Origin of the sequence: Psychrobacillus sp. NPDC096389, from assembly GCF_044762855.1 — a bacterium.
GTDB lineage: Bacteria > Bacillota > Bacilli > Bacillales_A > Planococcaceae > Psychrobacillus.
This window is the reverse complement of record NZ_JBIWFB010000009.1, coordinates 1-12,716: the sequence shown is the minus strand read 5'-3', so window position 1 is coordinate 12,716 and position 12,716 is coordinate 1. Positions and strand designations below refer to the sequence as shown.

Sequence of the window (12,716 nt, the reverse complement as noted above, 5' to 3'; positions counted from 1 at the left end):
TATTACTTTTTAGGGATAATGTGTCGTAGCGAGTTGTATGAAGTGTCCGCAGGGATTTTCGCAGCAGGGCGGACGCTTTCCGTGGGGTGAGTGATGAGCCTTCACCGCCGCGCCTACGCGCGTACGTTGTGAAGTCTCATCTTACTCACTTAATCCCTTCGGAGTCGCCGTCCTGATGCGAAAATCCATGAAAAAACACTAACTTATCAGTGTCCGAAATTAACAATAAATGGCTGAACGAGGCAATATACACTGCGAACTCGATGAACTAGTCGAGCCGATACCTGCCAGGCGAGTTAGACGGGTTTTTAGACATATTATTCCTATAATATGCCTAAATCATGGTCTTCTCCATCCGAGTAAAGAGCTATTGTAAGAAATTAGTTGCTCTCAATTGCTTTTTGATTGCCCTTAGCCATTCTTTGGAATTTTGCTCGGAGGTGTGAGACCCTGCAAGTGCGTTAGCCACGTAGCGGCTCGTCACTTGCCCAGCGGAAATATAGCGGCCTCCTTATTAAACTTGCTAAGACGCTTTATCCCTATAAGGTAAAATATCTCTTAAGAAGGGTCATTCTTTGGCATTTTTAAAAAAGTGTTGCATATAAGGTTAATTTGTGTAAAATATTAATATAACTAATAATTAATAGAAAATTATAAATTATTTAAAAACAAAAGGGGTGCGTTATGACAGAACGTGAAATCATATTAGAAGTCAAAGACCTCCAAACTTCCTTTTTCACAGATGACGGTGTCATTCCATCTGTGGACTATGTAGATTTTCACGTAAAAGAAGGAGAGATACTTGGAATCGTAGGGGAATCAGGCTGTGGTAAAAGTGTTACATCGCTTTCAATAATGGGTCTTGTGCCAAGCCCACCGGGGAAAATTACAAATGGGCAAATCTTATTTAAAGGGAAAGATTTAACGAAGTTCTCAGAGAAAGAGATGCGGAAAGTTCGTGGAAATGACGTAGCGATGATTTTCCAAGAACCTATGACGTCTTTAAATCCTTTATTTACAATAGGAAACCAACTAATGGAAGCGATTACACTGCATAAAAAAGACTGGAGTAAAAAACAATCAAAGGTAAGAGCTATTGAAATGTTGAAACTTGTTGGTTTACCTAGAGCGGAAGAATTGATGAAAGATTATCCTCATCAGCTCTCAGGAGGTATGCGGCAACGTGTAATGATAGCAATGGCACTTGTTTGTGATCCAAAGGTGCTTATTGCGGATGAACCGACGACTGCATTAGATGTAACAATTCAAGCACAAATTTTAAAACTAATGCGAGAGCTGAATGAAAGACTGAATACAGCTGTTATTTTAATAACTCATGATTTAGGTGTCGTAGCTGAAACATGCGAGCGCGTAGTTGTAATGTACGCTGGAAAAGTAGTAGAAGAAGGAACAGTAGATACGATTTTCCATGACCCGCAACATCCTTATACAAAAGGACTAATCGCTTCTGTACCTGATATGCGCTATAAAAAACAGCGTCTATATTCTATACCTGGAAATGTACCAAAGCCTGGTACGATAAAAACTGGTTGCCGATTTGCTGCTCGCTGTGAATCAGTTTTTGGAAGATGTACAGAAGAAACTCCTCCATTATATGAAACATCTGATAATCATAAAACGAGATGCTTCTTATACGATCAGAAGGAGGTAGAAGTTCATGACAAAACCGCTGCTACAAGTTGAAGGATTAAAAAAGTATTTTCCTATCCGTTCGGGAGTATTGGCCAAACAATCAGGTTATGTGAAAGCGGTAGATAATGTATCTTTCCATGTGAATGAAGGGGAGACACTAGGAATCGTGGGTGAGTCAGGTTGTGGTAAATCTACCACTGGTCGCATGCTTATGAGATTACTAGAACCGACAGAAGGTAGAGTAACCTTTGATGGAAAAGAATTAACGAGTATATCCAGTTCGGAAATGAGAAAAGCGCGAAGAGAAATTCAAATGGTGTTTCAAGATCCATATGCATCGTTAAATCCAAGACATACGGTTGAAAAAATATTAATGGAACCGCTAATTGTCCATAACATAGGAAATGCAAAAAGCAGAAAAAAGAAAGTACATGATTTTCTAGAAATTGTTGGACTAAGCAGTTATCATGCCAAAAGATATCCACATCAATTTAGCGGTGGGCAAAGACAACGTATTGGAATCGCAAGAGCATTGATGACAAATCCAAAGCTAATCATTGCGGATGAACCAGTTTCTGCGCTCGATGTTTCGATACAAGCCCAAGTGCTTAATCTTATGCAAGATTTACAAAAAGAATTAAAGCTAACTTATATATTTATTGCGCATGATTTAGGGGTGGTGCGTCATATAAGTGATCGCGTTGGTGTTATGTACCTAGGAAGAATGGCGGAACTTGCTACAAGTGAGTCTTTATATGCGGAGCCACTTCATCCATATACGAAAGCATTACTTTCCGCAGTCCCTGTTCCTGATCCTAAACATCAAAGGGAGCAGGTTGTACTAGAAGGAGATATTCCAAGTCCTTCAAATCCACCTACAGGTTGCACATTTCATACTAGATGTCCATTTAAAATGGATACTTGTGCGTCTGTGGTACCTACTTTAGATGAAGTAAAACCTGGTCATTTTGTTGCCTGCCATTTATATAATGAGCAAGTGCAGCATTGATAATATATTTACGGAGGGGTTAATTTGGGAAAAAAGAAAATTTGGTCATTCTTGCTTTTGATGCTAGTAGCACTAAGTGTAGTTCTTGCTGCATGTGGTTCTGATGATGCATCGGAAGGCAACACAGAAAAAGATAATGAAAATGAAGGTTCAACAGAAGGGGATACTGGCTCTACATCGACTGGGGATAAAGTGCTTGTCTTTGGGCGTGGAGGTGACTCCACTTCATTAGATCCATCTAGAGTAACAGAAGGTGAGTCTTTTAAAGTTACGAAAAACATCTATGAGACATTATTAGACTTTGGTGAGCAAGATACAACGATTCATGAAGGGTTAGCAACTAAATGGGAGCCTTCTGAAGACGGTCTTACTTATACATTTACCCTTCGCGAAGGAGTAAAATTCCATGATGGTACTGATTTTAACGCAGACGCTGTAGTGAAAAACTTTGAGCGTTGGGCAAATGGTACAGAGGATCAATTCCCATACTATGCTTCCATGTTTGGTGGATTCAAAGGGGATGAAGGTCATGTCATTGATTCAGTTACTGCAGACGGGGATTATACTGTCGTATTTAAACTAAAACGAGCACAAGCGCCTTTCTTAAAAAATATTGCCATGAGTCCTTTTGCAATCGCAAGTCCAACTGCATTTGAAAAAGACGGTGAAAAATTTGGCGATAATCCAGTTGGTACTGGTCCATTTAAATTTGTTGAATGGAAACGAAATGATTCCATCACAATTGAGAAATTTGATGGTTATTGGGATGCAGCTCTTCCAAAATTAGATAAAGTTATATTCCGTTCTATTCCAGATAATTCAGCCCGTTTAAATGATTTACTTACTGGTGCTATTGATTTAGCAGATGGCATTAACCCAGCAGATGGGCAAACGGTTGAAGCAGATTCAAACTTACAATTATTTGAACGTCCATCTATGAACGTTGGATATTTAGGTTTAACGACTACACGTCCACCTTTTGACAATGCAAAAGTAAGGCAAGCGATTAACTATGCGATTGATAAGGAAGCAATTGTGGAAGCATTCTTCGAAGGACGTGCAGAAGTAGCGAAAAATCCACTTCCGTCTTCTATTCCTGGATTCAACGAAGATATTGCAGGATATGAATATGATCCGGCAAAAGCAAAAGAATTATTAGCGGAAGCAGGATTTGCAGATGGCTTTGAAATGGAATTATGGGCAATGCCTGTTCCACGTCCATATATGCCAGATGGAAGAAAAGTAGCGGAAGCTATTCAGAAAAACCTAGGGGATATTGGGGTAAAAGCTGAAATCGTCTCTTATGAATGGGCAACATATTTAGACAAAGCTAGTAAGGGAGAAGCAGATGCATTCTTACTAGGTTGGACTGGGGATAACGGAGATGCAGACAACTTCATCTACGTATTACTAGATGGTGATAATATTGGAAGCAATAACTACACTTATTATGACAACCAAGACTTACACAAGATCCTAATTGAAGCTCAAACAGAAGTGGATGAAGATGTTCGTAATGAATTGTATAAGCAAGCCCAAGAAATTATTTTTGCAGATGCTCCTTGGGTACCACTTGCTCACTCAACTCCACTACTTGCAGGTAAGGCTGAGCTAGTAGATTTCTTACCTCATCCGACTGGATCCGATTTACTATCGCATGTCGACTTTAAGTAAAAAGTAAGATGGGGGAGAGGTCTTCATGATTTCTCCCCTTTCCGATTCAAACAAACGAAAGAGGTGAAGAGCATGCTTCACTATATTGGAAAACGATTATTGCAACTGATTCCTGTTTTACTTGGAATGACATTTGTTGTATTTATGATTATTCGAGCAATTCCTGGAGATCCTGCACAAGTTATTTTAGGACAACTTGCATCTGAAGAGGCGGTAGCTGCTTTACGAGCAAAGTTAGGACTAGATCAACCTTGGTATACACAGTATTTTGATTATTTAATTGGTCTTTTTCAAGGTGATTTAGGGGAGTCTATGCGAACAGTTCAACCTGTTGCTAACGAGATATGGCCATATTTAGCGGCTACTTTTGAATTAGCTTTGTTTGCAGTCATTATTGCAGTCATTATCGGCGTTAATGCTGGAATTATTTCTGCTTGGTTTCAAAATTCATGGTTCGACTACTTAGCAATGGTTATCGCATTAATCGGAGTATCCATGCCTATTTTCTGGTTAGGTTTGATGGAACAATGGTTATTTGGAATTGAACTTCAATGGCTGCCTACATCGGGTCGAGAAGAAGTGAGAAATCCTGTTTCCGCAATCACTAATTTTTATGTACTAGATACCATTATCAACGGAAGATTTGATCAACTTGGACAAGTGTTGAAACATTTAGTATTACCTGGTATTGCGCTTGCAACAATCCCAATGGCTATTATAGCAAGGATGACAAGATCTAGTATGCTAGAAGTGATGCGTGCCGATTATGTTCGTACTGCAAGAGCAAAAGGGCAAAAAATGTTTTGGGTTGTATACAAACATGCTTTAAAAAATGCGATCATTCCTGTATTAACTGTTATCGGGTTACAAATGGGATTATTGTTAGGCGGAGCGATACTAACAGAAACAATCTTCAGTTGGCCGGGAATTGGAAGATATATTTATGATGCAATTCAATTCCGTGATTATCCAGTTATACAATCAGGTATCCTTATCGTTGCATTTATCTTTGTTATGATTAATTTATTTGTTGATATTTTATACGGCCTAGTCGATCCAAGGATTAAATATGACTAAAAGGGGGAATTAGATATGACGCAGATGGTTCCGAATTCTACAGATGAACTAATTGTGAAAAAAGATACGTCCACCGGTCCTTGGAGAGATGCATGGCGAAGCTTTCGAAAGAATAAAATGGCACTTATAGGAGCGGGAATTGTTCTTTTCTTCATACTTTTAGCGATTTTTGGTCCTTTGTTCGCACCACAGGGCATTAATGAGCAGTCCATAAAAGATCATCGTTTACTCCCACCGTCTAGTGAGTTTTGGTTTGGTACAGATGATTTGGGGAGAGATATTTTTTCACGAGTCATACATGGTGCGAGAATTTCACTTTGGGTTGGATTTTTTTCAGTGGTTGGATCCGTTGTTGCGGGAAGTATTTTAGGTATTATTGCAGGTTACTACGGGAAGTGGATTGATACGATTATTTCTCGTATATTCGATATCATGCTTGCTTTTCCTAGTATTTTACTTGCGATTGCGGTTGTTTCTGTATTAGGTCCATCCTTACAAAATGCCTTAATTGCCATTGCGATTATTAATATTCCTAACTTTGGTCGACTCATTCGTTCAAAAGTCTTGAGTATTAAAGAAGAGGAATACATAACATCGGCAAAAGCGATCGGGATGAAAGATATACGAATCTTGTTTTCTCATATTCTCCCGAACTCAATGGCCCCTGTAATAGTTGCGGGTACACTTGCCATTGCTTCTGCTATTATTGAAGCTGCTGCTTTAGGGTTTCTTGGTTTAGGAGCTCAAGCACCACAGCCAGAATGGGGAAAAATGCTTGCAGATGCACGCGTCGTTTTGCGTAATGCACCGTGGGCGATGGTTTTCCCGGGGATCGCTATTATGTTGACCGTATTAGGATTTAACTTAATGGGCGATGGGCTAAGAGATGCTTTAGACCCGAGGATGAAGAATTAAAAAAAGTGTCACCTAGCTACTTAGGTGACACTTTTTTGGGTTAGTAAGGCGTTTCTTCTATTTGTACCGTAAGCTCTTCACTATGAAAATTCAAATAGGATGTGATTAATGTATCCATATGTTCTAGTTGTTCTTCATATTTTAAAATAGATGATAGCAGATGAAGTAAGTGATACGTCGAGAATTCTTCTTCAATTCGAGTTAATGCAATTTGTTGAACAAAAATGTCCATTACTTCTTGCCTTTGGATAAAAGCTTCTGAACTTTGCCATTCAATATGTTCAGGCTTTAGTTTTCCGGTGAATTTTAAATGTAGTTGTTCGTGATAAGCTAAAAGTGCATCTAATCGTTCTTTAATCATCATTCGGAAATGCTCCGGAAGTTCTGAAACCTCATTTTCATGGAGATGAAGTCTTTTCAATACATCTAAACTTTTATAAGAAGTGGAAATAAGTTCTCTATAAACAACTAGTTTTCTTCCTTTTGTATAAATTGCTTTTTTGGAATAACCACGTTCTTCTTTGAAAAATGAATACAGTTGATCTACGCGAGCCAGACGTTCTTTTAATTGATTGAGTGCTTGTTTTGTAGAGTTATGCTCAGATGCACTACGTACCGCAATCCGAGTCCAACGAATAATCTCGTCTTGCGTGTAGTGAATGGCATTAAATAATTTTGATTCAAATTTCGGTGGTAGAAAGATTAGATTCACAATAAATGCGGATATAACACCTACTAATACGGTAGAGAATCGTATTAAAGCATATGTGAAAAAGTTATCGCTTTGGATTTCCATAATGGCAATAACGGTAACAAGTGCTAAAGGAATCGTCTTTTCTAGCTTTAATTTTAACATGAGCATAATTGCAACGATTGCAGCAAATCCAACCACTATAAAGTGATTCCCGAACATAAGGGCGAAAACCACTGCAATTGCTGCTCCAATTAGATTAGATTGCACTTGCTCTATAACAGTCAAATAGGATCTATATATAGAAGGTTGAATGGCAAATATCGCAGCTATTCCTGCAAAAACAGGACTAGGAAGCTGGAGTAAATCGGCTATGAATAACGAGAAAACGATAGCTACTCCAGTTTTAAAAACGCGAGCTCCTAATTTCATTGAATCCTATCCTTTCAGTTCGTTCCGGTTTTAAATGTTTACTGCTTTAACTGGGCGAATGCATGTTGAACCGCAGTAATTGTTTCTTTTATATCTTCTTCCGTATGGGCAGACGTGATAAACCAAGCTTCGTATTTAGAAGGAGCGAGATTAATCCCCTGTGCTAGCATTAGTTTGAAGAACTTTGCAAATTGTTCTCCGTCGCTTGCTTCCGCCTGCTCATAATTTTCTACTTTAACATCTGTAAAGTAAACAGATAGAGCACCTTTTATACGGTTTACGGTAATTGTAATATCATTTTTCTTCGCAGCTTCAACGATTCCAGTTTCTAACATTTCTCCAAGTCTGTCTAATTCTTCATACAAACCGGGAGTTTGCAATACTTCTAGACAAGCGATACCTGCTTGCATAGACGCTGGATTTCCAGCCATTGTTCCCGCTTGGTAGGCAGGGCCTAATGGAGCGACTTGTTCCATAATTTCTTTTTTCCCGCCATACGCCCCGATTGGAAGACCTCCACCGATAATTTTTCCTAGAGCAGTTAAGTCAGGTGTTTCATTTAACATAGTAGAGGCAGCGCCGTAGTGAAAACGGAATGCAGTAATTACTTCATCATAAATTACTAACGCCCCTTTGTCTTTTGCTATTTTATGAACAAGTGGTAAGAAGCCTTCATTTGGTTCGACCATTCCAAAGTTTCCTACGATAGGTTCTACTAGAATACAAGCAAGTTCTTCTCCCCATTTTTCCATCGCATCCTCATATGCTTTTGGATCATTAAAAGGAATCGTAATCACTTCTTTTGCAATCGACTGAGGAACTCCCGCAGAATCAGGTGTACCTAGTGTAGCAGGTCCTGATCCGGCAGCTACTAATACTAAATCAGAATGCCCGTGATAACAACCTGCAAACTTCATGACTTTCGTTCTTCCTGTAAATGCACGTGCGACACGAATGGTTGTCATCACTGCTTCTGTACCTGAGTTTACGAAGCGTACTTTATCCATAGAAGGGATTGCTTCTTTTAACATTTTGGCAAAAGTCACTTCATGCTTTGTAGGTGTACCATACAGTAAACCTGTTTGTGCAGCCTTTGTGATAGCCTCTGTAATATGTGGGTGTGCATGACCAGTAATAATAGGTCCATATGCTGCTAAGTAATCAATGTATTTATTGCCATCTACATCGTAAAAATAAGCCCCTGCTGCTCGCTCCATGACGATTGGTGCTCCTCCACCAACTGCTTTATACGATCTAGATGGGCTATTCACTCCACCTACGATATGTTCTAGTGCTTCTATTTGTATTTGTTCAGATGTCGTTTGTTTCATTGTTTGTAACCTCCGCTATTTTCGTATGTTTCTATTGTAGACAATTATAGTGAAAAACGCTAAAGAAATTGAATCTCCTTCGCTAATTCGATACGATAGAATTAGAAATAAAGGAGGGAATAGGATGACAGTACTTGAAGGAATGATCGCACCAAAGTTTTCATTGAAAAATGAGCAAGGTAAAATTGTATCATTAGATGACTTTGCAGGAAAGCAGTATGTTGTTTTGTATTTTTATCCGAAAGATTCTACACCAGGTTGTACAACAGAAGCGTGTGATTTTCGGGATTCACACGAGAAGTTTGCCGAGTTAAATGCGGTTATTCTTGGTGTCAGTGCAGATGATGAACAGGCACATACAAAATTTATCGCAAAACATGGACTTCCATTTTCGTTGTTAATCGATGATACACATGAAGTATCCGAAGCATATGGGGTATGGAAGTTAAAAAAAATGTTCGGAAAAGAATTCATGGGAATTGAACGTTCTACATTTTTAATCGACCCAACAGGCACAATTGTAAAAGAATGGCGGAAAGTGAAAGTGGCCGGGCATGTAGAAGAGGCGTTAGAAATATTAAAGGAAATAGCTATAAATGGTGAGCAAAAGTGAAGATATTATTCTCCTTTTGCCCGAAGCAAGATCAACAAAGTAGTTTAAAAGAAAAGTTTCCACAAGTAGACTTCATCTTTCAAAAATCATTAGACGAAGAAGCTTTAAAAACGGCTGATATACTGGTGACGTATGGAGAAGATCTTTCTGCGTCACATATAGAAAAAGCGGTGCAACTAAAATGGATTATGGTCGCTTCTGCCGGACTTGAAAAAATGCCTTTAGAGGAAATAGCAAGTCGGAATATTCTGCTGACGAATGCTCGAGGGATTCATAAAACGCCAATGGCAGAGTCCATCATTGCCCATATACTTTCCATCAAAAAATCACTTCCAACTATGGCTGAAAATCAGCGAAATGGGGAGTGGGTACGAAAATTGAAGTCATCGGAGCTTTTTGGTTCTACTGCACTAATACTAGGTGCTGGTGCAATCGGTAGCGAGGTCGGTAGGATTCTACAAGCATTCGGCGTACGTACGATTGGGTGTAATCGAAGCGGCAACACAGCATCTTCTATGGACACAATGATTTCTTTTAATCAACTTAAAGAAACCCTGCCAGAAGCGGATATTGTTATCTCGCTCCTTCCTAGCACAGAAGAAACGAAATATTTGCTTACATACGAGCATTTTCAGTGTATGAAACCATCTTCCATCTTTATGAATTTTGGTCGTGGAGATGTTTTAAAAGAAGATGAATTACTCCAAGCACTAAAAGATGAAAATGTAGCATATGCTGTTTTAGATGTATTTGAAAAGGAGCCACTTCCAAGTGGACACCCATTTTGGAAGATGAACAATGTCATCGTTTCTCCCCATGCTTCAAGTCTTTCTTCACAATATGTTGTAAGAGCGCTAGAGATATTTTCTAGGAATTTGACGGAATGGTTGAATGGAAGCAAACAATTTGAAAATACAATTGATGCAAAAAGGGGTTATTAGAAGAACAACTAAAGTGTTGGTACTCTTAAAGTTTGACAGCTACTGCATTTCTTCTTTATACTTATTATAACGATTACAAATTAATAATGAATATGAAAAGAGGTGCATAGCGATGACGGAAGTACATTTAAGAGATGCTTTAGATACATTAAAATCAACTGGTGTACGAATTACGCCTCAACGCCATGCGATATTGGAATTTATAATTCAATCTATGGCCCATCCAACTGCGGACGATATATATAAAGCATTAGAAAGTAAATTTCCAAGCATGAGTGTTGCAACTGTTTATAATAACCTACGCGTTTTTAGAGAAGCGGGATTAGTAAAAGAGCTAACGTTCGGTGATTCTTCTAGTAGATTCGATTTTATTACGAATGATCATTACCATATGATTTGTAACACATGTGGAAAAATTGTTGATTTCCATTACCCAGGTTTGGATGAAGTCGAGCATTTAGCGTCCCATTTAACTGGTTTTGATGTAAGTTCGCATCGTATGGAAATATACGGAACATGTCCTACTTGTAAAGAACATGCAACGAAAGTGCAATAAAAAACGAGCGTATCGACTACGCTCGTTTTTTATTGCAATTGAACCCAATACGTTATTTCTTTCTGTTAAGTGATTGGTCGAATTCTTGTCCTTCTAGATTAGGGTCAAGTGTAAGAGGTTCTTTGCAGTACATGCACATATCCACTCTACCTAGAACCTTTGTATGTTTCCCACAGTTAGGACATACGACTTGAACTGCTCGAGTAGATAATAAGCCAATCCAACCGTATACAGCTGTACTACCTATGATGGATAATAATCCAAGTGTCATGAAAATGGTTACTAAAATTGCATTTTCTCTAAAGAAAATGGCGCCATACATAATGATGAATCCAAAGAATATGAGACCAAGTGCAAAGGAGCGTATTCGATTTATTTTGTTTTTATAAGGTTTCATTTTTCATCCTCCTAAATTCTAAATCCACTATATCATATTTTAGGAGTCAGTAATGTTTTAAGAAAGGTTAGAAGGAAATTTAAACTAATTGTCGAAAAGCTATATTAGAAGGAAACAAAGGAGGCTCCATTTTGGAAGCGTTATTGAGACCGATTTATCAAGAGAGAGCAAGTGATTCAAATACGATAGGTATCATATCGATAGAAAAGCGTGAGGAAGTCAGTCCTATTACGGATACTTTTGATTCTATTTTATTGATAGTAACTTTAGAAGCGGAACAACCAATTTTTACAAAACATTATTCCTATGATGAAAAGAAAGCCGCGATGCATATTATAACCGAAAAACAACTTAAAAAATGGTTGCTTGTAGGGACAAATCCAAAATTAGTTGACTGGATCCTTAACGGGCGAGTTGTTTTCGATCGCAATGAATATGTAGAAACGTTGAAAAAAGAGTTAGATGATTTTCCGATAAATAGCCGAAAAGTGAGAATGGGTATTGAATTCGCGAAGCTTAGTAGAAGGTATATGGAAGGTAAAGTATTTTTTGAACAGTTAAATTATCTAGATGCATATAACCATATAGTAGATTCTTTACATCATTTAGCGCGTCTTGCTGTGTTCGAAAATGGGATGCATCCAGAGGTGATGGTATGGAAGCAAGTCAAACAATTAGATCCTGCTATTTATAAATTATACGATGAACTTATTTCAAGTAAGGAATCATTAGAAAAACGATTAGAACTTTTATTTTTAGCTAGTGAGTTTTTGATTCATTCAAGAACAAAGGATGGGGCTCAACATATATTAGAAGTTTTGTCTTCAAAAGAATTTTGGACTATCCAAGAGATCCATGAACAAGAAGAACTAAAAAAGTATTCAGTGGATCTTGAAGTTTTTATTGAGTTCTTAGTAGATAAAGGATTTATTTTAATAGAAAAACAGACGACAAAAAGCAATGAGATCATGCATAGATGCTACAAAGTAATCCAATAATTGGCGCTTAATAAAAACGAACAAATAAATTGTTCGTTTTTATTGTTGACAATATAAAACTTTATGTTGTATTATAATAAGCGTCGTCAAAAACGAAACAACAAACTTACGACAAAAAAGTTTTTTAAAAAACTTCTTGACTCACTGGAACGAAGGTGATAAATTAGAGGAGTCGCAAAAAACGAAACGACAAAATGAACATTGAAAACTGAACATGCAAAACGTTAAGATATATAGCTTGAAAGATTAACTTCGGTTAACTTGACAGCAAAACAATTTTGACATCATTTAATGATGATGCCAGCAAAACAAAATGAGCTTTTTAAGTTCTCTTTTATGGAGAGTTTGATCCTGGCTCAGGACGAACGCTGGCGGCGTGCCTAATACATGCAAGTCGAGCGAATGATGAAGAAGCTTGCTTCTTCTGAT

The 12,716-nt window shown here is 38.0% G+C and carries 12 protein-coding genes and 1 rRNA gene; 10 read left to right on the top strand and 3 right to left on the bottom strand.

Annotated features, from left to right (window positions below):
• Positions 1–684: 684 nt before the first annotated feature.
• The 5 genes from ACIQ38_RS18380 to ACIQ38_RS18360 all read left to right on the top strand — a co-directional run bounded on the left by ACIQ38_RS18380 (position 685) and on the right by ACIQ38_RS18360 (position 6,328).
• Complete coding sequence (locus ACIQ38_RS18380; RefSeq protein WP_402826439.1) at positions 685–1,704, top strand: ABC transporter ATP-binding protein; 1,020 nt, start codon at positions 685–687, stop codon at positions 1,702–1,704.
• Complete coding sequence (locus ACIQ38_RS18375; RefSeq protein ID WP_402826436.1) at positions 1,679–2,662, top strand: ABC transporter ATP-binding protein; 984 nt, start codon at positions 1,679–1,681, stop codon at positions 2,660–2,662. The genes ACIQ38_RS18380 and ACIQ38_RS18375 overlap by 26 nt, the downstream gene beginning before the upstream one ends.
• 24 nt (positions 2,663–2,686) lie before the next feature.
• Complete coding sequence (locus tag ACIQ38_RS18370; RefSeq protein WP_402826434.1) at positions 2,687–4,336, top strand: ABC transporter substrate-binding protein; 1,650 nt, start codon at positions 2,687–2,689, stop codon at positions 4,334–4,336.
• A 72-nt stretch (positions 4,337–4,408) separates the two neighbouring features.
• On the top strand, positions 4,409–5,413 hold the full coding sequence (locus ACIQ38_RS18365) for an ABC transporter permease (RefSeq protein WP_402826431.1): 1,005 nt from the start codon (positions 4,409–4,411) through the stop codon (positions 5,411–5,413).
• Between the two features lie 24 nt (positions 5,414–5,437).
• On the top strand, positions 5,438–6,328 hold the full coding sequence (locus ACIQ38_RS18360; protein WP_402826943.1) for an ABC transporter permease: 891 nt from the start codon (positions 5,438–5,440) through the stop codon (positions 6,326–6,328).
• 40 nt (positions 6,329–6,368) lie between these two features.
• Here ACIQ38_RS18360 and ACIQ38_RS18355 read toward each other — a convergent pair whose 3' ends face one another.
• Complete coding sequence (locus ACIQ38_RS18355; RefSeq protein ID WP_402826428.1) at positions 6,369–7,451, bottom strand: FUSC family protein; 1,083 nt, start codon at positions 7,449–7,451, stop codon at positions 6,369–6,371.
• A 38-nt stretch (positions 7,452–7,489) separates the two neighbouring features.
• Entirely contained in the window at positions 7,490–8,782 is a 1,293-nt protein-coding gene (locus tag ACIQ38_RS18350) for a glutamate-1-semialdehyde 2,1-aminomutase (RefSeq protein ID WP_402826425.1), read from the bottom strand.
• 124 nt (positions 8,783–8,906) lie between these two features.
• Here ACIQ38_RS18350 and bcp point away from each other — a divergent pair, with 124 nt between their 5' ends.
• The 3 genes from bcp (at position 8,907) to perR (ending at position 10,892) form a co-directional block, all read left to right on the top strand.
• The gene (gene bcp, locus ACIQ38_RS18345; protein ID WP_402826422.1) at positions 8,907–9,395 is read left to right on the top strand and encodes a thioredoxin-dependent thiol peroxidase; all 489 of its coding nucleotides are present in this window, start codon (positions 8,907–8,909) and stop codon (positions 9,393–9,395) included.
• Positions 9,392–10,336, top strand: coding sequence for a D-2-hydroxyacid dehydrogenase (locus ACIQ38_RS18340; RefSeq protein WP_402826419.1), 945 nt, complete (start codon positions 9,392–9,394; stop codon positions 10,334–10,336). Before bcp ends, ACIQ38_RS18340 begins: the two co-directional genes overlap by 4 nt.
• Before the next feature lie 112 nt (positions 10,337–10,448).
• The gene (gene perR / locus ACIQ38_RS18335) at positions 10,449–10,892 is read left to right on the top strand and encodes a peroxide-responsive transcriptional repressor PerR (RefSeq protein WP_402826416.1); all 444 of its coding nucleotides are present in this window, start codon (positions 10,449–10,451) and stop codon (positions 10,890–10,892) included.
• Between the two features lie 52 nt (positions 10,893–10,944).
• Here the strand turns inward: perR and ACIQ38_RS18330 are convergent, their stop codons facing one another.
• Entirely contained in the window at positions 10,945–11,289 is a 345-nt protein-coding gene (locus ACIQ38_RS18330) for a YgzB family protein (protein ID WP_402826413.1), read from the bottom strand.
• Between the two features lie 131 nt (positions 11,290–11,420).
• On the opposite strand from ACIQ38_RS18330, the gene ACIQ38_RS18325 reads away from it, so the two are divergent.
• Positions 11,421–12,287 (top strand): nucleotidyltransferase-like protein, encoded by an 867-nt coding sequence (locus tag ACIQ38_RS18325; protein WP_402826410.1) that lies wholly within the window; start codon positions 11,421–11,423, stop codon positions 12,285–12,287.
• A gap of 333 nt (positions 12,288–12,620) precedes the next feature.
• Positions 12,621–12,716, top strand: a 16S ribosomal RNA gene (locus ACIQ38_RS18320); the annotation flags it as partial.

Coding starts and splice junctions, on each gene's coding strand:
- ACIQ38_RS18365 (WP_402826431.1), top strand. CDS start 4,409: ATGCTTCACTATATTGGAAAACGATTATTGCAACTGATTCCTGTTTTA.
- ACIQ38_RS18360 (WP_402826943.1), top strand. CDS start 5,438: ATGGTTCCGAATTCTACAGATGAACTAATTGTGAAAAAAGATACGTCC.
- ACIQ38_RS18375 (WP_402826436.1), top strand. CDS start 1,679: ATGACAAAACCGCTGCTACAAGTTGAAGGATTAAAAAAGTATTTTCCT.
- perR (WP_402826416.1), top strand. CDS start 10,449: ATGACGGAAGTACATTTAAGAGATGCTTTAGATACATTAAAATCAACT.
- ACIQ38_RS18330 (WP_402826413.1), bottom strand. CDS start 11,289: ATGAAACCTTATAAAAACAAAATAAATCGAATACGCTCCTTTGCACTT.
- ACIQ38_RS18350 (WP_402826425.1), bottom strand. CDS start 8,782: ATGAAACAAACGACATCTGAACAAATACAAATAGAAGCACTAGAACAT.
- ACIQ38_RS18355 (WP_402826428.1), bottom strand. CDS start 7,451: ATGAAATTAGGAGCTCGCGTTTTTAAAACTGGAGTAGCTATCGTTTTC.
- bcp (WP_402826422.1), top strand. CDS start 8,907: ATGACAGTACTTGAAGGAATGATCGCACCAAAGTTTTCATTGAAAAAT.
- ACIQ38_RS18380 (WP_402826439.1), top strand. CDS start 685: ATGACAGAACGTGAAATCATATTAGAAGTCAAAGACCTCCAAACTTCC.